This window comes from Methylomonas sp. MgM2, assembly GCF_054172045.1.
Genome location: NZ_JBSYXO010000002.1, coordinates 209,453 through 232,826, shown reverse-complemented (window position 1 = coordinate 232,826; position 23,374 = coordinate 209,453). Strand labels below are relative to the sequence as shown.

Annotated in this window: 19 protein-coding genes; 18 read left to right on the top strand and 1 reads right to left on the bottom strand. The window is 50.5% G+C overall.

Features of this window, described 5'->3' with window-relative positions:
- Positions 1-15 precede the first annotated feature (15 nt).
- The 17 genes from ACW73I_RS02705 to ACW73I_RS02625 all read left to right on the top strand — a co-directional run bounded on the left by ACW73I_RS02705 (position 16) and on the right by ACW73I_RS02625 (position 22,438).
- Positions 16-582 (top strand): YqgE/AlgH family protein, encoded by a 567-nt coding sequence (locus ACW73I_RS02705; protein WP_458027669.1) that lies wholly within the window; start codon positions 16-18, stop codon positions 580-582.
- Positions 575-1,024 (top strand): Holliday junction resolvase RuvX, encoded by a 450-nt coding sequence (gene ruvX / locus ACW73I_RS02700; RefSeq protein WP_458027668.1) that lies wholly within the window; start codon positions 575-577, stop codon positions 1,022-1,024. Before ACW73I_RS02705 ends, ruvX begins: the two co-directional genes overlap by 8 nt.
- Before the next feature lie 5 nt (positions 1,025-1,029).
- Positions 1,030-1,548: a bifunctional pyr operon transcriptional regulator/uracil phosphoribosyltransferase PyrR gene (pyrR, locus tag ACW73I_RS02695; protein ID WP_458027667.1), complete on the top strand. Its 519-nt coding sequence runs from the start codon at positions 1,030-1,032 to the stop codon at positions 1,546-1,548.
- A gap of 2 nt (positions 1,549-1,550) precedes the next feature.
- Positions 1,551-2,516 carry an aspartate carbamoyltransferase catalytic subunit gene (locus ACW73I_RS02690; protein ID WP_458027666.1) on the top strand — a complete coding sequence of 322 codons (966 nt, stop codon included), beginning with the start codon at positions 1,551-1,553 and terminating at the stop codon, positions 2,514-2,516.
- A gap of 118 nt (positions 2,517-2,634) precedes the next feature.
- A complete protein-coding gene (locus ACW73I_RS02685) occupies positions 2,635-3,921 on the top strand; it encodes a dihydroorotase (protein ID WP_458027665.1) in 1,287 nt (428 codons plus the stop codon).
- A 92-nt stretch (positions 3,922-4,013) separates the two neighbouring features.
- A complete protein-coding gene (locus ACW73I_RS02680) occupies positions 4,014-4,727 on the top strand; it encodes an LOG family protein (protein ID WP_458027664.1) in 714 nt (237 codons plus the stop codon).
- Between the two features lie 34 nt (positions 4,728-4,761).
- Positions 4,762-5,748 (top strand): AAA family ATPase, encoded by a 987-nt coding sequence (locus ACW73I_RS02675; protein ID WP_458027663.1) that lies wholly within the window; start codon positions 4,762-4,764, stop codon positions 5,746-5,748.
- 42 nt (positions 5,749-5,790) lie between these two features.
- Positions 5,791-6,264, top strand: coding sequence for a CreA family protein (locus ACW73I_RS02670; RefSeq protein ID WP_458027662.1), 474 nt, complete (start codon positions 5,791-5,793; stop codon positions 6,262-6,264).
- Positions 6,264-7,181, top strand: coding sequence for a DUF58 domain-containing protein (locus ACW73I_RS02665; RefSeq protein ID WP_458027661.1), 918 nt, complete (start codon positions 6,264-6,266; stop codon positions 7,179-7,181). Before ACW73I_RS02670 ends, ACW73I_RS02665 begins: the two co-directional genes overlap by 1 nt.
- An 88-nt stretch (positions 7,182-7,269) precedes the next feature.
- A complete protein-coding gene (locus ACW73I_RS02660) occupies positions 7,270-11,322 on the top strand; it encodes an EAL domain-containing protein (RefSeq protein WP_458027660.1) in 4,053 nt (1,350 codons plus the stop codon).
- A 7-nt stretch (positions 11,323-11,329) separates the two neighbouring features.
- Positions 11,330-11,794, top strand: a complete 465-nt coding sequence (locus ACW73I_RS02655; RefSeq protein WP_458027659.1) for a DUF4381 domain-containing protein — start codon at positions 11,330-11,332, stop codon at positions 11,792-11,794.
- Positions 11,791-12,777, top strand: a complete 987-nt coding sequence (locus ACW73I_RS02650) for a vWA domain-containing protein (RefSeq protein ID WP_458027658.1) — start codon at positions 11,791-11,793, stop codon at positions 12,775-12,777. Before ACW73I_RS02655 ends, ACW73I_RS02650 begins: the two co-directional genes overlap by 4 nt.
- Complete coding sequence (locus ACW73I_RS02645) at positions 12,777-14,582, top strand: vWA domain-containing protein (protein ID WP_458027657.1); 1,806 nt, start codon at positions 12,777-12,779, stop codon at positions 14,580-14,582. The genes ACW73I_RS02650 and ACW73I_RS02645 overlap by 1 nt, the downstream gene beginning before the upstream one ends.
- A 224-nt stretch (positions 14,583-14,806) precedes the next feature.
- On the top strand, positions 14,807-15,934 hold the full coding sequence (locus ACW73I_RS02640; protein WP_458027656.1) for an efflux RND transporter periplasmic adaptor subunit: 1,128 nt from the start codon (positions 14,807-14,809) through the stop codon (positions 15,932-15,934).
- Positions 15,935-15,949: 15 nt separating this feature from the next.
- Positions 15,950-19,108, top strand: a complete 3,159-nt coding sequence (locus ACW73I_RS02635) for an efflux RND transporter permease subunit (RefSeq protein WP_458027655.1) — start codon at positions 15,950-15,952, stop codon at positions 19,106-19,108.
- A gap of 153 nt (positions 19,109-19,261) precedes the next feature.
- A complete protein-coding gene (locus ACW73I_RS02630) occupies positions 19,262-20,701 on the top strand; it encodes a TolC family protein (RefSeq protein WP_458027654.1) in 1,440 nt (479 codons plus the stop codon).
- 162 nt (positions 20,702-20,863) lie between these two features.
- Positions 20,864-22,438 (top strand): BatD family protein, encoded by a 1,575-nt coding sequence (locus ACW73I_RS02625; protein ID WP_458027653.1) that lies wholly within the window; start codon positions 20,864-20,866, stop codon positions 22,436-22,438.
- A gap of 45 nt (positions 22,439-22,483) precedes the next feature.
- Here ACW73I_RS02625 and fae read toward each other — a convergent pair whose 3' ends face one another.
- Complete coding sequence (gene fae / locus ACW73I_RS02620) at positions 22,484-23,035, bottom strand: formaldehyde-activating enzyme (protein ID WP_458027652.1); 552 nt, start codon at positions 23,033-23,035, stop codon at positions 22,484-22,486.
- Positions 23,036-23,203: 168 nt separating this feature from the next.
- Between fae and ACW73I_RS02615 the strand changes: the two genes are divergently transcribed.
- A complete protein-coding gene (locus tag ACW73I_RS02615; protein WP_458027651.1) occupies positions 23,204-23,362 on the top strand; it encodes an EAL domain-containing protein in 159 nt (52 codons plus the stop codon).
- Positions 23,363-23,374 lie beyond the last annotated feature (12 nt).

Sequence of the window (23,374 nt, the reverse complement as noted above, 5' to 3'; positions counted from 1 at the left end):
TACTTAGCATTGTTTATGACAGACAGTATTTATCTCAACAACCAGTTTTTGATTGCGATGCCGGGTCTGCTGGATCCGCATTTTTTTCATACGGTGACCTATTTATGCCAGCATAACCAGGAAGGTGCTTTAGGCATCGTCATCAATAGACCCACCGACATGAAGTTAAAGGATATTTTCGAGCAAATGGAAATCAAGACCGATCTGGAACAGATCGCGAACACGCCGATATTCGCCGGCGGGCCGGTACAGCAAGAACGCGGTTTCGTCATTCATAGCCCATGCCCGCAACAATGGGATTCCAGCATCGCCACTTCCGACAAAATCATTCTGACCAGCTCGCGCGATGTGCTCGAGGCCATCGCCACCGGCAAAGGACCGCAGAATTTCTTGATCGCGTTGGGCTATGCCGGTTGGGGAAAAGGGCAATTGGAAAAGGAAATTGTCGAAAATGCTTGGCTTAACACGCCCTGCGGCGAAGCCATTTTGTTCGAAACCCCTATCAATCAGAGGTGGAATGCCGCCGCCGGCCAGCTCGGCATCGATATCAACCGCCTTACTACCGCGGCCGGCCATGGTTAAGCATGACCCGCTGGCCCGGCGGGTAAGCAGCGACGCCTTTCTCGGTTTCGATTTCGGCAACAAGAAAATCGGCGTGGCGGTAGGCCATGCCGAAACCGGTATCGCTAGTCCGTTGACGACTATACGCTCGCTAAACCAGGTCCCCGATTGGAATGAAATCAGCAAATTGATAACGGAATGGCAGCCGAAAGGCTTAGTCGTCGGCATATCCAAACGGCAGGATGGAAGCGACAATATGATTACCCCGCGCATGCAGAAATTTTGTCGCCAGCTTAACGGCCGTTATTGCCTGCCGGTGCATCAAATCGACGAAACGCTAACGACCTTTGCGGCCAAGCAATTACTCTATGACGAGCTCAAAGTGAATGCTGGTAAACTATGGGAAGTCCAAGACCAACTCGCCGCGCAATTGATATTACAAAGCTGGTTCAATCAAACTTAAATGCCATGCCGTTATCCAAATTAAATATAGCCGAACTGCTTGATACGCTCGAAGCCGAAATCCGTAAACAAATCAAAGATCGTAAGCTCAACGACCCGATATTGATCGGGATACACAGCGGCGGAGCATGGATAGCTCAGCATATGCACCGGCGTTTGGGCGTCAAAGAACCGCTAGGCTTGTTGGATATCACGTTTTACCGAGACGATTTTTCCCAAATCGGTATGCATCCCAATGTGAAATCGAGTCAGTTGCCGCGCCATCTTGAGGGGCGCGACATCATTCTAATCGACGACGTGTTCTATACCGGGCGTACGATACGCGCCGCTTTGAATGAAATATTCGACTACGGCAGGCCCAATCAGGTCTTGTTAGCGGTCTTAATCGAGAGAAACGGCAGGCAGATTCCGTTGCAGCCGGACTGCCGCGGCGCTCATATCGATTTGCCGGAAGGCCAGCGCGTTAAACTGACCGGCCCGGAACCATTGGGAATCGACATTAAAACGCTAGTTTGCAGTGCTTAATCATGAGTCGGCATATACAACTGACCGAAAACGGCAACCTCAAGCACTTTCTGACGATTGAAGGTCTTAATAAGTCGTTGTTAACCGATATTCTTGACACCGCTGAATCTTTTGCCGGCATGTCGGAACAGCAAGTCAAAAAGGTCCCGCTGCTGCGCGGCAAAACTATCGTCAATTTGTTTTTTGAAAACAGTACCCGCACTCGAACGACATTCGAGCTGGCCGCGACACGTTTATCCGCCGATGTTTTGAATATCAATATTTCCACGTCGGCGACTTCCAAGGGCGAAAGCCTGCTGGATACCATATGCAACTTGGAGGCCATGCACGTCGACATGTTCGTCGTACGCCACGCTTTAAGCGGGGCGGCGCATTTCATCGCTGAACATACCGCACCGCATATCAGCGTCATCAACGCCGGTGACGGACAACACGCCCATCCCACTCAAGCCATGCTGGACATGTTCACGATACGCCAACATAAAAAACGGTTTGAAGGTCTGAAAGTCGCGATCGTTGGCGACATCTTGCATTCCCGGGTGGCCAGGTCCCAGATCTTGGCTCTAAATACATTAGGCGTTTCCGAAGTGAGAGTCATCGCGCCCAAAACGTTGCTGCCCGCTTTTGTCAGGAATATGGGTGTCATCCCGTTACACGACATGGCGGAAGGACTCACCGATGTCGACGTCGTGATCATGTTGCGCTTGCAAAAAGAAAGAATGAACTCGGCATTTTTACCGAGCGAAAGCGAATTTTTCCGTTGCTACGGTTTGACTGAAAGCAAATTGCAGCGCGCTAAAAGCGATGCCATCGTCATGCATCCCGGCCCAATCAACCGCGGTGTCGAAATTGCCTCCAGCGTCGCCGACGGTGGGCAATCGGTCATTCTACAGCAGGTCAGTAACGGTATCGCGGTAAGGATGGCCGTCATGACTATGACGCTAGGCAGCCATGGAGGTGTCGCATGACAAAAATACAGGAAAGGATTTTTGTACTGCCGCTGGTAGCCCGCCTCGGCAATTGTTCCCGGCATTGCCCTACCTCCCGCATCCATGCAGTCGAGGGTGCCGTACACGGAGGTATGGCATGACAAAAATTCTGATAAAAAACGGCCGCGTTATAGACCCGGCGAATAATATCGATCGCATCGGATCGGTATGCATCGCTGACGGCAAAATCGTACAGGTATCCGGCACTTCAATCGATTTCAGCCCCGACGAAACCATCGATGCGGAAGGCCATATCGTTTGTCCGGGTTTTATCGATTTGAGCGTGCGCGTGCGCGAACCGGGCCAAAGCCAGAAAGGCACGATCAAAAGCGAAACACAAGCCGCGCTTGCCGCAGGCGTTACCTCCTTATGTTTGCCGCCCGATACTAAACCGGCAATCGATACGCCTGCCGTGGTGGAGTACATCAAGGACAAAGCGGAATCCGCCGGTTATCCGAAGGTTTATGGCATCGGAGCGTTGACTCAAGGCTTGGAGGGCAATGAACTCAGTTCTATGTACGCATTGAAGCGTGCCGGTTGCATCGCTGTCAGCAACGCCCGTGCGCCTTTGGGTAATTTGCTGATTTTACGCCGAGCCATGGAGTATGCCAGCAGCCATGGATTGTTGCTGATGTACCGGGCTAACGACGTATCGCTGAGCGGCAAAGGTTGCGCCCATGAAGGCGCCGTTGCCAGCCGTTACGGTTTGCCCGGAATACCGTCCGCGGCCGAATCCATCGCTCTGGCTTCATGTCTGGAGCTTGCCCAATTGACCGGTTGCCGTATTCATATCAGTCAAATCAGCTGCAAGCAATCGGTGATCAAAATTCAACAGGCAAAAAAATACGGATTAAGCGTCACAGCGGATGTCGCGATTCATCAGTTGCATTTAACCGAGAACGAAATGGTGCCGTTTGACAGTCATTACCATGTGATACCGCCATTCCGTAGCGATGAAGATTGCCATTATCTGCGAGACGGTCTGGCTAGCGGTACTATCGACGCGATTTGTTCCGATCACCAACCTCATGATTTGGATGCCAAACTCGGCGCCTTTCCGGAAACCGAGCCGGGCATCTCGGCCATAGAAACATTATTGCCTCTGACCTTGGAGATGGTCAGGCAAAGCCGTCTCGACCTATCGAAGGCTATAGCCTGCCTGACTCAAAAGCCCGCACAAATTTTGGGGCTGAGCGCGGGCGCGTTGACGGCCGGTTTCGATGCCGATGTTTGCGTCTTTGATCCAAAGCTCCCCTGGAAGGTAAACGAGCAAAACTGGCATAGCACAGGGCGCAACACGCCATACTGGCAACAAACCTTGACCGGCAAAGTGATCCATACCTTTCAAGGCGGACGCGAGCTTTATCGCTTTCAAGCAATGTGACAATATGACGGCTACCAAGTAATCGCTTGTGTCCGCTCCGATCGGTACTTCGCTATACATTACGGCCATCGTTCAATCGTTAAGGAATACGCATGAGTTGCATCAAAAATCGTTCCACCTCCGGTGCCGAGTCTTCGACGATCATCGAGGATTTGAAGGGCGACCAATCATGGCGGATTTTTCGAATCATCAGCGAGTTTACCGAAGGCTTTGACGAGCTTTCCGGTCTCTGCGATGCCATTTCGATTTTCGGGTCGGCTCGATTAACGCCCGATAGTTTTTATTATCAAAAAACCACGGAATTAGCCGAGCTGTTGAGTAAAGAAGGTTTCGCCATTATTAGCGGTGGAGGCCCCGGCGTCATGGAAGCGGCCAATAAAGGCGCATATCTGCAAGGCCAGCCTTCGATTGGCTTGAACATCGAATTGCCGCAGGAGCAAAAACCCAATCCCTATCAAGACCTGTCGCTGAATTTCCGCTATTTCTTCGTGCGTAAGGTGATGTTCGTACGGTATTCGATGGGCTATGTCTGCATGCCCGGCGGTTTCGGCACCTTGGATGAGTTCTTCGAGGCGCTCACCTTAATGCAAACGCATAAGGCCTACCCTCTGCCGTTGGTATTGTTCGGTACCGACTTCTGGAACGGCCTGATGGAATGGTTAAAAAGCAAACTGATCGAATACCGCACCATATCGCCGGAAGATCTCGATTTGATCACCGTTACCGACGAGCCGGAAAAGGTCGTGAATATCATGGTCGCGCATCGAGAATGGAAAAACCGACAGCGGCACCATCCCACACCCTAATTGACCCTAATTGATACCAAGGATTCCATAAACTATGAATGCAACCGATTTGACTCCGGCACAAACCGCTCTGCATCGACTCAAGACCCATATCAATACACAAATCATAGGCCAGGATGCGCTAGTCGAACGTATGCTGATCGCGTTACTGGCAGACGGCCATTTGTTGGTGGAAGGTGCGCCGGGTCTTGCAAAGACGCGTGCCATTAACGTTCTGAGCCAGGGCATAGAGGCCGATTTTCATAGAGTCCAGTTTACTCCGGACCTTTTGCCGGCCGATTTAACCGGTACCGAAATTTACCGTCCGCAGCAAGCGTCGTTCGAATTTCAAAAAGGTCCTTTGTTTCACAACCTTATTTTGGCCGATGAAATCAACCGGGCACCGGCCAAGGTGCAAGCCGCCTTATTGGAAGCGATGGCCGAACGCCAGATCACAGTGGGTAAAGCAACATACCCGCTACCCGCGTTGTTCATGGTAATGGCTACACAGAACCCGATCGAGCAGGAAGGCACTTACCCCTTGCCCGAAGCGCAATTAGATCGGTTTTTGATGCACGTTAGGATCGATTATCCCAATGCGGTACACGAGCAAAGCATTCTGCATCTGGCCCGTGCCGAAGCCAGGGGAGCGTCACAGAGCGGCGGTCGTTCGGTGGAAAAGATCAGCCAGCGGATATTGTTTGACGCGCGTAATGAAGTCTTGGACATTTATATGGCCGAAGCTTTAGAGCGTTATCTATTGGAAATCGTACTGGCAACCCGCACGCCCGCCGCCTACGGTCAGGATTTAGTTAAATGGATAGAGTACGGCGCCAGTCCGCGCGCCAGCATTGCACTCGACCGCTGCGCCCGCGCCAAGGCCTGGCTGGATCGAAGGAACTTTGTCGATCCGGGCGACATTCAAGCGATTGCATTCGATGTGTTGCGACACCGCTTATTATTGTCCTATGAAGCCGAAGCCGAAGGTATCACCAGCGACGATGTGATCAAGCAATTGATTGCACGCATAGCCGTACCCTAACGGAATATTAAGGCATTCGACAACCCGCGACCGGAAAGAGCTATGAAAAAATTAGTTTGCCTCGCTTCATTGCTGGCAATTCCCTTTAATTTAAAAGCGGAAACCGTTGGATGTGTGACGACCACTTGGAAATTGATAGGTAGCAATCACAAAATCTGCGTCGAAGCGTTTGCCGACCCTAAAATTCCGGGCGTTACCTGTCACGTCAGTCAGGCTAAGACCGGTGGCGTATCCGGCGCATTGGGTCTTGCCCAAGACCCTTCGCAATTTTCTTTAGCCTGCAGGCAAACCGGGCCGATCAGTCTACCTAACAATCTATCCGACGACGAAGAAGTGTTTTCCGAAGGTACGTCGTTGCTGTTTAAGGAAACCAAGGTGATGCGCTTATGGGACAAAGCGCATAACACCTTAATCTATCTGGCCATCAGCCGTAAGCTGATCGAGGGCGCACCGGCCAACAGCATTTCTACCGTTCCCGTCCTGCCCTGGGGCGGTCCCGGTTCGGCGAATAAATAATGAGTCCCGCCGCCTACGCCGATAACGACCGCATTACGGTCGATTTGAAAATGCTGGTTAATCTGGCAAAACCGGCCGCCGCGTTGAATTTGCAACCGAGTCGGATCAAAGCCGTCCAAAACGGTAATTACCTTTCGCATTTCAAAGGGCGCGGCATGGCCTTTTCCGAAACGCGGTTGTATCAACCAGGTGACGATGTGCGGCGTATGGACTGGCGGGTGACCGCCAGAACGGATAAACCGCACAGTAAAATTTTCCAGGAGGAACGAGAGCGGCCGTTGTTTATTTCGGTGGACTACCGACCCACGATGAAATTTGCGACGCGCGGCGTATTCAAATCCGTTCAGGCCGCGAAATTGGCGGCTTTGTTAGCATGGGCGGCTCAGCAACAAGGAGACCGTGTCGGTGGTCAAATATTCAGCGCGGACGGCTGTATGGAGCTAAAACCGCGTACGGGCAAGTCCGCCTTGTTGCGGTTTTTCAGCGCCTTGGTACGCCCTCAATATACCAGCGCGGAAGACAATACTTTGGAACAAGCCTTATCCCGCCTGCAACATCATGCTAGGCCAGGCAGCCGGGTGTATGTCATCAGCGACTTCCGCGGTCTGAATGCCGCCGCGGAAAATCATTTGACCTTGTTGTCCAGACATTGCGAAGTCGTACTTCTACATGTCTTTGATCCTTTAGAACACCATTTGCCGGACAAAGGCCGTTACCGTTTCACCGATAAAATACGCGACATCGTCATCGATACCGGAGATAAAAAAAATCTGCGCGATTATCAAAATCATTTTGAAGCCAGACTGACTATTTTAAAGCGGCTCAGCCAAAAGCTGCGTCTAGGGCTCATTTCATGCGGCACCAATCAATCGCCGTTGCAAGCGTTGGCCGCTAACCGACCGAATTGGACGAGTTAGAGACCATGTTTTATCGGATTTTTACGGCGCCGCAGGACTCCGCTAACCGCCTTTTGCGAGACACGAACTCCAAGCGTCCCGAATTCAAATGTCTGTCCACTTCGTTCGCTTGAGTCTTTTAACAGCCGCCATTTTCCTGGGCGGCTGGTACGGCTTAAATATGGTGATTGCACCGGCTTATGCCAGCCCGCTCTGGTCTCCGGCCGGTTTGAGTCTGGCCGCGTTATTGATTTGGGGAAAAAAGGTCTGGCCGGCTATTTTATTAGGCGCGTTTGCCAATAATGTTTTAGTAGGGGCTTACACCATAGGCGGCATTAGACCCGAACTTATCGTATCGTCCGCTTTAATCGCCTGCGCCAGCGTATTACAGGCCGTCGCCGCCGGATTTCTGTCCGAGAGGCGCTTAGGAGCCGGTGTACCGCGCCTCGACTCTCCCCGCCAAACGTTTGTATTTTTCTTTTTGACGGGGCCCGTCGCTTGTTTGATAGCGGCCTCCCTCGGCGTCGTCATCTTGTTTGCCTTTTCTATCGTACCCCTATCTTTGGTCTGGTCTTCCTGGGTCAACTGGTGGCTAGGCGATAGCTTGGGCGTATTAGTCATCAGTCCCTTGGTGTTTTGTTTGTTTGCGCAGCCGAGCGAACTTTGGGGGTCTCGAATGACGGGCGTAGCCTTACCTTTGCTGGTGACCTTGATCGCGCTAACCAGTATTTTCAAATTGGTTTATCAATCGGAAAAGGCGCGGGTTCAACTTGCGTTTGATAACGAAGCCGGCATTATCGACCGTTTATTTATCGAATATGCGAATAATGCAATCGACAGCAGTCTGTCATTGCGTGACTTATATATCGCCGCCAGCCCGATCAGTCGCCAGCAATTCGCTTCATTTTCGCAGTCCGTGTTGCAACGCCATCCGGAACTGCAAGCGCTGGAATGGATTCCCAGAGTATTGCGAACCGAATTGGCCAATTTCGAGCAACAAGTGCGGGCCGAAGGCTACGGCGATTTTAAAGTCGTGGAAAAAGATTCCGACGGCATGCTGATTCCGGTACGCGAGCGTGACGAATACTATCCGGTCACGTTTGTTGAACCCATGCAGAGTAACCTACCTGCTTTCGGCCTGGACTCGGCTTCAAACCCAGGTAGCCGGCGATCGAAGGAACTAGCTCGATTAAAGGGCGAACCCTCGGTATCCCAAGGTTTATTTTTGATTCAACGCAACGATCTCGAAACGGCAGTATTACTGTCGATTCCGGTTTTTTCGGCTTCGGCCGCCGACACCGGCAACCCTTTGGCCGGCTTCGTTTCCGCGGTCATTTTGCCGGCCCGCTTGACGGAAACCGCGTTACAAGACGTCGATTTGACGGCGTTTGCGCTACGCCTCCGCGATCTTGATGCCGCAGCCGGACGGGCCGAGTTGTACACCAAAAAGGTTAGTCATGAGCTATCCGAACGAAACGGATTGAAACCTTGGCAGCATCAATTTTTGTTCGGGGACCGCAGGTGGCAGCTTACGATTGCGGCCGACAGTGTTTTCCTTAATACTCACGGTTCTATGTTGCCCTGGCTGACCTTGATAAGCGGCTTGTGCTTTACCGCTCTACTCAGCGTCTTATTACTGACCATAAGCGGCCGTACGGCACATGTCGAAGCCTTGGTCGCCGCCCGCACCCGGGACTTACAAAAAGCCAATTCAGAGCTCAAGGACACTGAAAAAACCCTGCGCCAATCGGAAAACTATTTGCGTACGATTTTGAATTCCGAACCGGAATGCGTCAAATTGCTCGGAAAAGACGGCTCTTTAATCGACATGAACCCTGCCGGACTGGCCATGGTGGAGGCGGCTTCCATAGAGGAAATAAAAGGTAGCAATATTTATAGTCTATTGCTGCCGCAATATCGAACGGCCTTTAACCGGCTTGTCCGACGTGTATTTGCCGGCGAAACCGGATGCTTGGAATTTGAAGCGCGGGGATTAAAGGGAAGCACGCGCTGGATGGAAACTCACGCCACCCCGATGCGCGATAGCATGGGTAAAGTCATTGCATTTTTAGGCGTAAGCCGCGATATCACGTCGCGAAAGAAAACGGAAAGCGAATTAAAGTTAGCCGCCAGAGTCTTCAGTGAAGCGCATGAAGGCATATTGATCACGGATGCCGATGCAAAAATCGTGGATGTGAACCCCACTTTCAGTGAAATCACGGGTTATAGCCGGGAAGAAGTCATCGGAAAAAACCCCAGTGTTCTGCAATCAGGCAAGCACAGTAAAGAATTTTATAGCAAGATGTGGAACGCGCTGATTGAAAAGCGGCATTGGCGCGGCGAAGTTTGGAACAAAAAGAAAAACGGCGAACTATATGCCGAGTTATTGACCATGTCCGCACTTTGCAATGAACAGGACCGGATCATTTATTACATCGGACTGTTCTCCGACATCACCCACTTCAAGCAACAACAACAGATGTTGGAGCTTTTAGCCCATTACGACCCTTTAACCAAACTACCCAACCGCACCTTATTTGCGGACAGATTGCTGCAAGCTATTGCGCATAGCAAGCGGGAAAAATCGCTACTGGCCATTTGTTTTCTAGACCTCGACGGTTTCAAACCGATTAATGACCAGTTTGGACATGAGGCCGGCGACAAGGTCCTGGTCGAGGTTGCCCGGCGCCTGAAATCCAGCTTACGCGAGGAAGATACGGTATCCCGCCATGGCGGAGACGAATTTGTATTGCTATTAGGGGATTTGCACTCTATTGAAGAATGCACCGAAACGCTGACACGTATTCATCGAGCCATTGTCGAACCTTACGCCATTAACGAGCATAGCGCCAGTATCAGCGTCAGCAGCGGCATCACCGTTTATCCGCTCGACAACGCCGATCCTGATACGCTAATACGCCATGCCGACCATGCGATGTACCAGGCCAAATTGGCGGGAAAAAACCGCTATCATTTGTTTGATGCCGGTTACGATCAATTAGTGATCGATCACCATAATCAGTTGAAGGAAATTGAAAAGGCTTTTACAGACGGACAGTTCTGTCTGTATTACCAGCCTAAAGTCAACCTTAAAAACGGCACAGTGACCGGCGTAGAGGCCTTGATTCGCTGGCGGCACCCGGAGCGCGGAATTCTGCCGCCGTCCGAGTTTTTATCTATTCCGGCCTCTGACGAACTGGAGATCCGAATTGGCAACTGGGTCATGGAACAAGCGTGGCATCAGTTAAGCGACTGGCATCGAGCCGGCCTTACTCTGGAAATGAGCGTCAACATATCCGCCTATCACCTGCTATGGCCGGAGTTTACAACGCATCTAAAGACGATATTGGCGTCGAATCCTTTGGTCAATTCGCGTTCCTTGCAGCTGGAAATCTTGGAGAGCACCGCATTGGACGACTTGTCGGCGGTCAATCGCATCATCAAAAACTGCCGGGACGATCTGGGCGTGAGTACCGCTCTGGACGATTTCGGCACCGGTTATTCTTCATTGGCTCATTTGCGCCATCTGCCGGTTGATACCGTCAAAATCGATAAAAGCTTTATCCGAGACATGCTGGACGACCCCGACGATTACGCTATCGTCGAAAGCGTGATAGGGCTGAGTCAGGCTTTCGGGCACGAGGTCGTTGCCGAAGGTCTTGAGACACCGGAACAAGGGTTGACGCTACTCATGTTGAATTGCCATTCGGCGCAAGGTTATGCGATTGCTAAGCCCATGCCCGCGTCGGAAGTAACGGCCTGGATAAATGCATACCAACCGTTTTTGGAGTGGCAAACCTGTGCAAATCAAAATCTAGGCGATCAACAAATTCAAATCGCAATTCACCGCATCGCCTTGGAGCAATGGCTACATCGTATCAGTGTTTGTTTAACTAACCATTGGAACGACACCGCGTACTGGCCTATCATGCGCTCCAATAAAAGTCATTTTGGTCGGTGGTTGAAACAAGTTCAGCAACAAGATCAGTATAATAAGACTTGGTTGCTGGAAGTTTCCGGCTTATACGACGAACTTTTGCAGCTCGGTACCATCCTAATGCGGCAATTCTGGGCGGGTGAAGTAGAGGCCGCTCGGGTCGGTTTTGTCAAATTAGAGGCTATTCACAAACGATTGGACGAGTGCCTTGACAAGTACGCTTGATTGTTAAATGGAACCCTTACCGTTAAAAGACATTCATCTGCCGGATACAATTGGCTGGTGGCCGCCGGCCCCCGGTTGGTGGTTGTCGCTGGTGGCTTTGGCAATCCTCATCGTGCTAGCACGTTACGGCTACAAACGCCGGACGCGCAAAAACGCCGTCAAATCGGCCCATCACTTGTTAAAAGGCATCCGTAACCAGTCCGCGGACCCCAAGCGAACCCTAACCGAATTATCCGCTTTGTTACGGCGCACCGCCATCAGCACGGGCCGGCGCGACAGGATAGCCGGATTAAACGGAGCGGCCTGGCTGGATTTCCTCGATCAATCGCTTCCGGACTCGCCTTTCAGCCAAGGAATAGGCCGCTGTTTAGCGGATGCGCATTTTCGGCCGTCATCAGCCGATGATATTGATTTTGACGCCTTGTTTGCATTATGCGAACGCTGGCTCAAGCAACAGGGTAAAAACTCATGATGGCTTTTCAATGGCCGTGGTTAAGCCTGCTATTGCCGTTACCGTTTTTGTTGCGTTGGCTAATGCCGCCTTACACCGAAACCGATCGGGCCGCGCTGATCGTGCCATTCCTGGACGACTTTCCGGCGGCCGACCAACGCCGCCTGAACAGCCCGATACGCTGGCCGCTCAGAGTCGCGGCGTTCGCCTGGATATTCTTGGTAATCGCTTGTACCAGGCCGCAATGGCTGGGCGAACCGCTGGAACTCGCGGTCAACGGGCGCGACCTGATGTTGGCGGTCGATGTATCGGGCAGCATGAACGAAAAAGATTTCATCATCAACGGCAAATATTACGACCGCCTGACCGCTACGAAATACGTGGTCAGCGACTTTGTGCAACGCCGTGTCGGCGACCGGCTGGGATTGATACTCTTCGGAACCCGAGCCTTTCTGCACGTACCGTTGACCTTCGACCGCAACACCGTCCAAACTTTGCTGAACGAGGCTTTCATCGGCATTACCGATGACGATCCGCAAACTTCGATTGGCGATGCGATCGGCTTGGCCGTCAAACGTTTGCAGGACGAAAAGAACGACAGCCGGGTTTTGATATTACTGACCGACGGCGCCAATACCGCCGGTGAATTATCACCTTTAAAAGCCGCCGAAATTGCCGCCGAACATCATTTAAAAATCTATACCATAGGTATCGGTGCCGACGAAATGTTAGTACGCAGTTTGTTCGGAACTCGCCGGGTGAATCCTTCCGCGGATTTAGACGAAAAAACCTTGAAAACGATCGCCGACACCACGGGCGGAAGGTATTTCAGGGCGAGGAATACGGAGGAACTCGATCAGATTTACGCCATTTTGGATCAACTGGAACCGGTACAAAAAGATAAGCAGTTTTTCCGCCCCAAATCGGAACTGTATTATTGGCCGTTAAGCGTATCGCTGGTTTTGGTCGCTTTGCTGGCTATCGGCCGCCTGAGGTTGGGCTGATGTTGGCCGACTTGCATTTTCTGAGGCCTTGGTGGCTATTGGCCATGATACCGGCTGCGATCATTCTGTTTTTGCTCATCAAGCAAAAATACCACCATGGCGAATGGTCCGCGGTCTGCGACCCGGAGTTGCTGCCTTTCATACTGCAAGACAAGCCGGCGCGGAGCCGGCGCGGCAGCTGGATTGCAGCTACTCTGGCCGCGCTGTTTTGTATTCTGGCCGGGGCCGGCCCGACTTGGGAACGCTTGCCCAGTCCGGCATTTCGGAATGATTCTGCGCTGGTTATTGCGCTGGATTTGTCCAAATCGATGGACGCGACCGATATCAAACCCAACCGTATTACCCGGGCGCGCTACAAAATAAGCGATATCTTGCGCCAGCGCAAGGACGGGCAAACGGCGTTGCTGGTTTATAGCGGCGATGCGTTCACGGTGACTCCGCTGACCACCGATACCGGCACTATTAATAGCCAGTTGGAAGCCCTAAATACGGATATTATGCCCAGCGCCGGCAGCAATACCGGGATAGCGATAGAAAAAGCCGCCGATTTATTGCATCAAGCCGGCTTGGCCCAAGGCCATATATTGCTTGTGACTGACGGCGCCGATGCCGAGAGCATCTCCGAAGCGCGCAAGTCTGTTGGCGATTATCGTTTGTCGGTACTGGCGGTGGGAACTCCCGAAGGCGCGCCCATTCCAATAGGCGGTGGCTTTTTGAAGGACAAACAAGGTAATATCGTTGTGGCTAAGCTTGAAACTGCAAGCTTAGCCGAATTAGCTTCGATAGGGCACGGCGTATATCAAACCATCACCGCCAACGATGACGACATTAAACGGCTAAGCGATTTGTTCAACAGGCCTGTGAATCAAGACAAGATCGAGAAAACCGACATACGCTTACAACAATGGGATGATAAAGGCCCTTGGCTGCTATTACCTTTATTGCCGTGGGCCGCGTTGCAATTTAGAAAAGGTTTACTGGCGTTTTTACTGATCTGCCTATTGCCTTTTCCTAAAGAAGCGCTGGCTTTCGATTGGCAGCATTTATGGCGGACGCAAGATCAGCAGGCGCAACAAGCTTTTCAGGAACAGCGGTTCCAACAAGCAGCCGAACAATTCAACGATACAAACTGGCGCGCCGCCGCTCAATATAAAGCCGGTCAATATCAAGAAGCGGCCGAAACCCTAAAAGGCGCCGAAACCGCGGACGCTCATTACAATCGCGGTAACGCCCTGGCGAAAGCCGGCCAATTGCAGGAATCCCTCGCAGAATACCAACAAGCACTAAACCTTGATCCCGGACACGCCGACGCCGAATATAATAAGGCCTTGGTCGAAAAGGAGTTGCAAAAGCAGCAGAACCAAAATAATCAAGCTTCCGACCAGTCGGCGCAAGACCGGAAAAACCAGGAACAACAGTCGAACCAATCGGTGGAACATGGGCAAAATCAACAGCAAGAAGCTCAACAAGCTCAAAATTCGGAGCAGGCCGGCCAGCAACCGGACACTAGCGAAGCGCGCCAAAACCAAACCCCCGGACAAAGTCAAGACAAACAACCGCAACCGGAACAACAAACCGACAAACCCGACGACGCTCGGCGTTCGTCCAGCAATCTCAAACCCGCTCAAGATCCGCAAAAAGACGCTGCGACTGAAACCGGCTACTCCGAGCAAGACGAAGCCAAGCGCGCCAACGAACAACTCTTAAAACGTATCCCCGACGAACCCACCGGTTTGTTGAAACGGAAATTCAAGTACCAATACGGTCAGCGCGACCCCCCTCCGCATAACGGTCCCGACTGGTAAGCACGCTTAGAGTTTGATTACCGGCAAAGCTGTCTATTGGCGGCCGTTGAACTTAGATTCAGACATTATATATCTTAGTGTTGCTTGGCCGTTTCCAACGGCGCCGACCTTTTAAGGCGACGGTTCTTAATCTAGAGGGATAAATAAACTCAGTGATATGACTTTTAAAATTATGCTTTGAAACGGCATTTTCTAAAACATATCATGAATATGAGATTGATAAAATGTTAATATATAAAATGAAAATTGGTCAAATATTTATAATCGCCGCATTATTAGTTATAGCGGCATGCGGAACTGGTAAGGAAGTTAATACTAAAGTGGATTCCTACCAGGTAATCAGTCCGAGCGTAAAGGATATTACTTATAACAGCGAATATGTTGCCGAAATCCAGTCCGTACGCTATGTAGAAGTAAGAAGTAAAATTAAGGGCTTTATTGAAAAGAATTATGTCGATGAAGGACAAAACGTCAAAAAAGGACAATTATTGTTTACCCTTAATTTTTTGGAATATGAAAAAGAGTTACAAAAAGCCAATGCCGATTATAAAGGCGCTCTAGCCGACTTAAAGGCTTCCGAAGTCGAATATTCCAACGTAAAGCGTTTGGTGGAAAAAAATATTGTCTCAAAACCCGAGTTGGACGTATTGGGCGCAAAAGTAAGCGCATTAAAAGCCAAAGTCGAAGAGGCTCAAGCGCATAAAGAGCAGGTTGCTTTACATCTGTCCTATGCACAGATAAAAGCGCCTTACGACGGCATCATAAACCGTATACCGCATAAAATGGGTAGTTTGATCGAAGAAGGCGATATGCTGACATCGATTTCGGATAATCGAGAAATATTCGCTTATTTTCATTTATCGGAAATCGATTATCTTAATTATATAAGCAGCGACGAAAAGCAAATAGATGCCGTCACTTTAAAACTTGCCAATAACGAAATATATCCGTATCCCGGCAAAATAGAAATGATTGAAAGCGAGTTTGACCGTGAAACCGGCAATATTGCGTTTAGAGCTCGTTTCCCTAATCCGGATGCCATTTTAAAGCATGGGGCTAATGGCGAAATTATTATCGAAAAAGAGCTTAAAAACGCGCTGATTATCCCGCAAAAATCGACTTTTGAAATTCAAGACAGAGTTTACGTATTCGTTGTGAACCAAGATAACACCTTATCGCAAAGACATATCATTCCTAAAATGCGGCTTACCGATTATTATGTTGTCGAATCCGGGCTATTAAAAAACGACAAGATAGTATTTGAAGGCGTCGAAAATGCAAAAGACGGTACCAAAATAGAACCGGTTTATGTCGATTTGGCCACTGTCATGTCCTCTGAAGACAAAGAATAAGAGGAGCTAAACATTATGACGTCTAAATTTATTCACCGCCCGGTGTTGTCTATTGTGATATCGGTCATCATTACCTTGATGGGCCTGATTTCGTTGACTCAGATGCCGGTCACCCAATTTCCCGACATTGCTCCGCCCGAGGTGACAGTCACGACCAAATTTACTGGCGCCAATGCCGAGGTCGTGGTGAAAGCGGTACTGACCCCGCTGGAAAGGGCGATCAACGGCGTGCCGGGTATGACCTATATGTCATCCGTCGCCGGTAACGACGGCAGCGGTCTGATTAGCGTTATCTTTAAGCCCGGCACCAGTCCGGACGTGGCGGCGGTAAACGTGCAAAACCGGGTATCTGCGGTAATCGACGAATTACCCGCCGAAGCGATCAAAGCCGGCGTCATTGTCGAAAAAGTGCAAAACGCTATGCTGCTGTACATCAACATCCTCAGCGCCGATCCGACGGTCGACGAGAAATTTCTTTATAACTTCACCGACATCAACGTACTGAAAGAACTGAAGCGCATAGAGGGCGTCGGTTTCGCCGAGATATTAGGCTCCCGGGAATACGCCATGCGTGTCTGGCTTAAACCCGACAAGCTGCTGATGTACAACATTTCCGCGACTGAAATCGTCGAAAGGCTGAAAGCGCAGAATGTGGAAGCCGCTCCTGGAAAAATCGGCGAAAGTTCGGGTAAGGAAGCCCAGTCGCTGCAATACGTTTTGCGCTATACAGGTAAATACAATACCAAGGAAGGCTACGAAAATATCGTATTAAATAGCGGTCAGGACGGTGAAATCATACGGCTCAAAGATGTGGCCGAAATCGAATTCGATTCCCAAGATTACAACGTGCTTTCCAAGGAAAACGGCCGTCCTTCCGCCGCCATCCTGCTAAAACAACGTCCCGGCAGTAATGCAAAAGAGGTCATAGCCAACATCAAACAGACCATGGCGGCAATCAAGGCCAATTCTTTCCCGCCCGGCATGAGCTATACGGTAAGTTACGACGTCTCCGAGTTCCTGGATGCTTCGATTCATGAAGTCATCAAGACCTTGTTCGAAGCCTTCGTCTTGGTAGCCTTGGTCGTCTTCATATTCTTGCAAGACGTCCGCTCGACCGTGATTCCGATCATCGCCGTACCGGTATCTTTGGTCGGTACGTTTTTCTTCATGCAAATGCTGGGTTTTTCGCTCAATCTGATCACGTTGTTCGCCTTGGTACTGGCAATCGGCATCGTGGTCGATAACGCGATCGTCGTGGTCGAGGCCGTGCACGCCAAAATGGAGCATTCCCACATGGGCCCTAAGCGAGCCACCGAAAGCGCCATGCGTGAAATCAGCGGAGCCATCATCGCGATTACGCTGGTGATGTCGGCGGTATTCTTGCCGGTATCGTTTATGGAAGGCCCAGAAGGCGTTTTTTACCGGCAGTTTTCGTTGACCATGGCTATTTCCATCGTTCTTTCCGGGGTTACCGCACTGACCTTGACTCCGGCGCTGTGCGCCATATTCCTTAAGAACCTGCACGGGAATGGTCATCATAAAGAGACCGGAACCCAGAAATTTTTCGCCGGCTTTAATCGTTGGTATAACGGACTCTCCGATCGCTATAAGAAACTGATAGGCTCAATCGGAAACCGCAATGTCGTCACCTTCGGCGTGCTACTGGCATTTTCGGTCAGCGCCGGCGTAATAGGCAAGCAGGTTCCCTCCGGTTTTATCCCGGAGGAAGACCAAGGAACCATCTATGCAAACATCACGACGCCATCAGGCGCAACGCTGGAGCGTACCGAAAAAGTATCCAACGAGGTGCAACGCCTTGCATCGAGCTTGGAGGACGTAGCTTCTGTTTCCAGCTTGGCGGGTTTTAGTATTTTGTCGGATGGTACCGGCGCGGTTTACGGCATGAATCTGATCAGCTTGAAAAGCTGGGAAGAGAGAACCGCGTCCGACAAGGACGTCATTAAAGAACTCGAAGAAAAAACTCGAGATATCAAAGATGCCAGCGTGGAATTTTTCACGCCGCCTCCGGTGCCGGGCTACGGCAATTCCAGCGGCTTTGAGATGCGCCTGCTGGACAAAACCGGTTCCGATAATCTGGGTAACTTGCAAAAAGTCGCAGACGCTTTTGTCGAAGAGCTGAACCGGCGACCTGAAATCACCAACGCGTTTACGACATTCAATGCTAGTTTTCCGCAGTTCGTACTCCATATCGACGGCGACAAAGCCGCACAAAAAGGCGTCACCGCCGACAACGCGATGAGTACGCTACAAACTCTGATCGGTAGCGAGTACGCCACCAATTTTATCCGCTTCGGCCAATTATATAAGGTCATGGTACAGGCCCTGCCCGTATATCGTGCCCAACCGGAGGATCTATTGGAGCTATACATCAAAAACGATGCCGGGAATATGGTGCCGTTTTCCTCTTTTCTGACTATCGAAAAAGTTTACGGCCCGGAACAGGTAACTCGTTACAACATGTACACGTCGGCGATGGTCAACGGTCAACCGGCTCCGGGCTATAGCAGCGGCCAGGCTATTGCCGCCATCAAAGAAGTCGCGGCCGAGAAATTGCCTAAAGGGTTCGGTTACGACTGGGCCGGCTCCTCTAGAGACCAGGCCAATGCCGGTAATCAAGCCATTTTTATTTTTCTTATCTGTTTGCTGTTCGTTTACTTGTTGCTTGCCGCCCAGTATGAAAGTTTCCTGTTGCCGTTTGCAGTCATTTTTTCATTACCGATCGGAATTTTCGGGGCATTGTTCTTTTTGATGCTGATGGGCTTGGAAAACAATATTTACGCGCAAATTGCGATGATTATGTTGATCGGCATTTTGGGCAAGAACGCGATTTTGATCATCGAATTTGCCGCGCTAAAACATAAACAAGGCAAATCGCCGTTTGACGCCGCAATCGAAGCCGGCGTCTTACGTCTGCGGCCTATTCTGATGACTTCGTTTGCCTTTGTTGCGGGCCTGATTCCGCTCATGTTTGCATCGGGCGCCGGCGAGATCGGCAACAATACCATCGGGTCGGCCGCCGCCGGCGGCATGATATTCGGCACCATTTTCGGAGTCATCATCATTCCGGGTCTGTACGTGACCTTTGCCGGCATTGCTGAAAAACATCATCGCAAAGGAAAGAAAGAAGAATCTCCTTTTACCGAAACTATTTAATTCCAAATTTGGCGGTTCAACCGGAAAACGCACATTCGTTGACTGGATTCGATCCGGTCTATCGGCTCTGAGACATGATTTATTCGATAGCAATGCGATTCGAACAGTTGATGTTTCTTCTTGGTTGAACGGTTTTTTAATAAGTTAAGGCTCATGAAGCATACACGACATTTCTCTCTGACCATCTCCTTGGTAGGCTTACTCGGGGCTGGCTGCTCCGGTTTGAACACCGATTTATCCATTCCGGAAAAACCGATGCCGGCGAATTTTCAGGAGGATCAAAAAACGCAGGGCGGCGCCTCCATTAAGAACGTTGATTGGCGGGAATATTTTGCCGACAGTCGCTTGATAAAGTTGATCGATACGGCCGTCACCAATAATCTCGATCTGCAAATCGCGTTACAGCGCATTGAAATGTCACGTTCCAGCATAAAATTGGCTAATTTCGACATGCTGCCGCAAGTTGAATTGCAACTTGGCGGCGGTGTGCACAAGTTCGGGCTTTACACCATGGACGGGGCCGGAAACGATACGACCCAATTACCCACCGGCGAGACCGTGCCGGAGATTCTGCCCGATATGTTCATCGGTGCGCATTCGTCCTGGGAAATCGACGTGTGGGGCAAACTGAAAAATCAACGACAATCCGCTGTATCCAGCTATCTATCCAGCATCGAAGCCACCAATTTCGTTATTTCAAATTTGGTGTCCGACATAGCAGTCCACTACAACGAATTGCTGGCACTTGACCATGAATTGGATATCATCCGACAAACGATCAAGAAAGTGCAGGAGGCGCTCGACGTTATCAAATTACAGAAGGAAGCCGGCCGAGCCAACGAATTGGCGGTACAACAATTCAGTGCGGAGCTGTTCAGCATACAAGTGTCGGAAAAAAGGGTTCTGCAGAAAATCACCATCACCGAAAATACGATCAATTATTTGTTGGGCCGTTATCCGCAACCGATTGAAAGATCCAAGGAAATCTTTTTTACTGAAAAACCGCATGAATTATCCACGGGCGTTCCGTCCGAATTACTGGAAAACCGTCCTGACATCCGTGCAGCCGAACATGATATACAGGCCAGCAAATACGACTTGCAAGCGGCGAAAAAATCGTTTTATCCCAGTGTGAAAATTTCAGCGGCCCTTGGCTATCGGGCGTTCGATCCGGAATTTTTATTCACGACGCCGGCTTCCGTTGCTTTTTCCGTTTTCGGCCAATTGATACAGCCTATCGTTAATATGAAAGCGCTGGAGGCCCGCTTCAACACCGCCCAAGCCAATCAATTGACCGCAATGTATAACTACCAAAAAGCGATTTTGAACGCCTATGTCGAAGTCGCCAATTTACTTTCCAACATTTCAAAACTGCAGGACATTAAGTCGTCTAAAAAACAAGAAAGCGACGCCCTCCAACAGGCGGTGGATATTTCCAGGGAGTTGTATAAATCCGGTAAAGCCACCTATTTAGAAGTCTTGATTGCCCAGCAGAGCGCTCTGCAGTCTAATCTGGAATTAATCAATGTCATCAAGCAAGAACGTATCGCCCAGATTAATCTGTATAAATCACTGGGTGGAGGCTGGCGGTAAGCCTGACATCGCATGTTATTTTTGATTTTTTGAAGTTATGATCTTCGACTATAAGATTATAAATCGCTAATATTGGTGAGGTTCATGTTCCGGCGTATCGGTTACTTTTTGTTTTTCTGCGCGTACTTTTTGATTCGGCCCGCCTACGCCGCTGAGATCCGCGTGAGCATCGATCGTAACCCGGTCAATCTCAATGAATCCTTTCAAATTACCTTTAGCGCTAGCGAACCGCCGGACGGCAGCCCCGACTTTACACCGCTGGAAAATGATTTCGAGATATTGAATCAACAGCGCAGCAGCAATGTATCGTGGATCAACGGTCAGAGTAGCCGTAATGAGCAATGGGTTATCAATGCGATGGCCAAGCATGCGGGTATGCTGACGATTCCTCCGATCGCTTTTGGCTCCGATAGCAGTAAAGCCCTAAAAGTTACCGTCACCGACTCGCCGCAAGCTTCAGGTAGGCAAGAAGAACTGTTTTTAGATGTGCAGGCCACCCCGGAAAATCCCTATGTACAGTCGCAAGTGCTCTACACCTTGAAAATATATTTTCGCGTACAAATTTCCCAATCCAGGCTCAGCGACTTAGAGGTAAAAGACGCCCTGGTGGAACAGTTGGGAGAAGACACTACCTACAGAACTCAAATCGACGGCGTCGAATACGGCGTGCTGGAGCGCAAATATGCGATTTTTCCGCAGCAAAGCGGGCCATTCAGGATTTCGCCGTTGACGTTGTCGGCGGAGGTGGTCAGCGGCCGGCAGCCACGTTTCAATGGTTTCTTTAATCGTCAAATCACCGAAACACGCAGGATTTCATCCAAGGCGATAACCTTAAACGTGCTGCCGGTTCCAAGGAGTTTTACCGGATCGAACTGGATTGGCGCCGAATCTTTAAAGCTCACCGAAAACTGGTCGGACAGTCGCTTGCTAGGCAAAGTCGGGGAGCCTTTAACGCGTACTATCCGTTTAGTTGCCGAAGGGACAACGGTTGGCCAATTGCCCGAATTAGGCGGGCAAGTTAACGTCGATGGCCTAAAAACCTACCCCGACCAACCAATACTGAAAGAAGAAAATCAAAGCGACAGCCTAATCGCGATACGCGAGGAAAAAATCGCCTACATCCCCAGCAAACCCGGACTCTACCGGCTGCCCGCAGTGAAGATTACCTGGTTCAATACCCGGACTCAAAAGACCGAGGAAGCGGAACTGCCGGAAGTCACGATTAAAGCCATCGCCGCCGGCGGAAGCGCGCAGACACCAGCGCCACCGGTATTGCAACAGCAAACTCAAGCGGATAGGCCGGATGCTCCTGATAACCGGTTCTGGCAAGGTTTATCGGCATTTTTCGCTTTAGGATGGCTAACAACCCTGCTCTGGTTTTATCTGAAAGCCAAGAAAACCGCTACTAGCGGTAAGCCGGCGGTAACGCGGATGCCTAAGGTCTCGAATGACAAAGTCTTAAAGGCTGCCTGCCGGACTAATAATCCGCATGCCGCCAAACAAGCACTGTTGCAATGGGGAAAACAACGCTTCGGCTTGGAGAATCTGGCGTCCATAGCCGGCCATTGCGTCAGCCCTTTGAGTGATGAAATTGGGTTATTGAACCAATACTTATACTCTGAAGCGCAATCGAGCTGGAACGGACAAGCCTTATGGCATGCGTTTAATGAGGCCAACGACAGCGGTAAAACCAAGACAAAACAAGACGATGCGCTGGAGCCGCTGTTCCGTTTGTAGCCGGCGGCCTAAATTCGCAATTATGGTGTTACCGCGGCCGATAGATTACCACTGCGATTCGCCCGTCTCGGGATCGTACATTTCATGCGTGATTTTCCATCTGTTGGCGATCAACTCGTCGATGCTGGGCGAATTGCTCATAGCCCTTTGGATCGCTAATTTCATGGCTTCGTAGTTGGTCCGGTACAAATCTTTACGATCGAGCTTGGGATTTGTAGCGCAAGAGGGGTCGATCCACAACATAGCGACAATACAAAGTTCGTTGGCTTGTAGGCGAGGAATGACGCCATCGGCCACGCTGTCTATGACCGCATCGGCTACGGCCGATTGAACCGGCCCCCCGAGCAGGTTAACGTAAGCCGAGGATTTAATCGTCACTTTCGGTACCATCATCGTCGCCGGACGAACTTGCTGGTTACACGCCCGAATCGCAAACATGCGGGTATGGCCTGCCGTTTGTCCCATTAGGTTGGCAAAAGCATGTCCGGCCGGCCCTTTAACGTCGCCTATCAGGATCTCCGGCATGGCATCGGTGCCTTGACCTTCGCTGGAAAATACGGTGGCTTCGCCCGTTCTGAACCAATATGAATCCGACATCGAACTATCCTCACTTAGTATAAAAGGTGCTGCATTCTATGCTTGCTAGTCGATGTTCAGCAATAGTCTATGTCCAATGACAGATGAGCCTGAAGGCGCGAAAGTTGGGATCGGCGTTACACAGAGTGACGCAGTTATCATGCAAAGTATTATAGGAAGGCCAATAACTTGGGTATCGAATGTATCGCGGAAGGAGTAGAGACCGAAAGCCAGCGGGACTTTCTGGCTCGACACGGCTGTAATCATTACCAGGGCTATTTGTTCGGTCGGCCCGAACCTTTGGCCGAATTTCAAAAACACTTCATTTCCGCTAATCGACGATCATGAAAACCGTTTAGG

Bases quoted from the DNA above. Each gene is read 5' to 3' on its own strand.
- ACW73I_RS02675 (WP_458027663.1), top strand. From the start codon at position 4,762: ATGAATGCAACCGATTTGACTCCGGCACAAACCGCTCTGCATCGACTC.
- ACW73I_RS02635 (WP_458027655.1), top strand. From the start codon at position 15,950: ATGACGTCTAAATTTATTCACCGCCCGGTGTTGTCTATTGTGATATCG.
- ACW73I_RS02640 (WP_458027656.1), top strand. From the start codon at position 14,807: ATGTTAATATATAAAATGAAAATTGGTCAAATATTTATAATCGCCGCA.
- ACW73I_RS02680 (WP_458027664.1), top strand. From the start codon at position 4,014: ATGAGTTGCATCAAAAATCGTTCCACCTCCGGTGCCGAGTCTTCGACG.
- ACW73I_RS02705 (WP_458027669.1), top strand. From the start codon at position 16: ATGACAGACAGTATTTATCTCAACAACCAGTTTTTGATTGCGATGCCG.
- ACW73I_RS02670 (WP_458027662.1), top strand. From the start codon at position 5,791: ATGAAAAAATTAGTTTGCCTCGCTTCATTGCTGGCAATTCCCTTTAAT.
- fae (WP_458027652.1), bottom strand. From the start codon at position 23,035: ATGTCGGATTCATATTGGTTCAGAACGGGCGAAGCCACCGTATTTTCC.
- ACW73I_RS02655 (WP_458027659.1), top strand. From the start codon at position 11,330: ATGGAACCCTTACCGTTAAAAGACATTCATCTGCCGGATACAATTGGC.
- pyrR (WP_458027667.1), top strand. From the start codon at position 1,030: ATGCCGTTATCCAAATTAAATATAGCCGAACTGCTTGATACGCTCGAA.
- ACW73I_RS02645 (WP_458027657.1), top strand. From the start codon at position 12,777: ATGTTGGCCGACTTGCATTTTCTGAGGCCTTGGTGGCTATTGGCCATG.
- ACW73I_RS02690 (WP_458027666.1), top strand. From the start codon at position 1,551: ATGAGTCGGCATATACAACTGACCGAAAACGGCAACCTCAAGCACTTT.
- ruvX (WP_458027668.1), top strand. From the start codon at position 575: ATGGTTAAGCATGACCCGCTGGCCCGGCGGGTAAGCAGCGACGCCTTT.
- ACW73I_RS02685 (WP_458027665.1), top strand. From the start codon at position 2,635: ATGACAAAAATTCTGATAAAAAACGGCCGCGTTATAGACCCGGCGAAT.
- ACW73I_RS02660 (WP_458027660.1), top strand. From the start codon at position 7,270: ATGTCTGTCCACTTCGTTCGCTTGAGTCTTTTAACAGCCGCCATTTTC.
- ACW73I_RS02665 (WP_458027661.1), top strand. From the start codon at position 6,264: ATGAGTCCCGCCGCCTACGCCGATAACGACCGCATTACGGTCGATTTG.
- ACW73I_RS02630 (WP_458027654.1), top strand. From the start codon at position 19,262: ATGAAGCATACACGACATTTCTCTCTGACCATCTCCTTGGTAGGCTTA.
- ACW73I_RS02650 (WP_458027658.1), top strand. From the start codon at position 11,791: ATGATGGCTTTTCAATGGCCGTGGTTAAGCCTGCTATTGCCGTTACCG.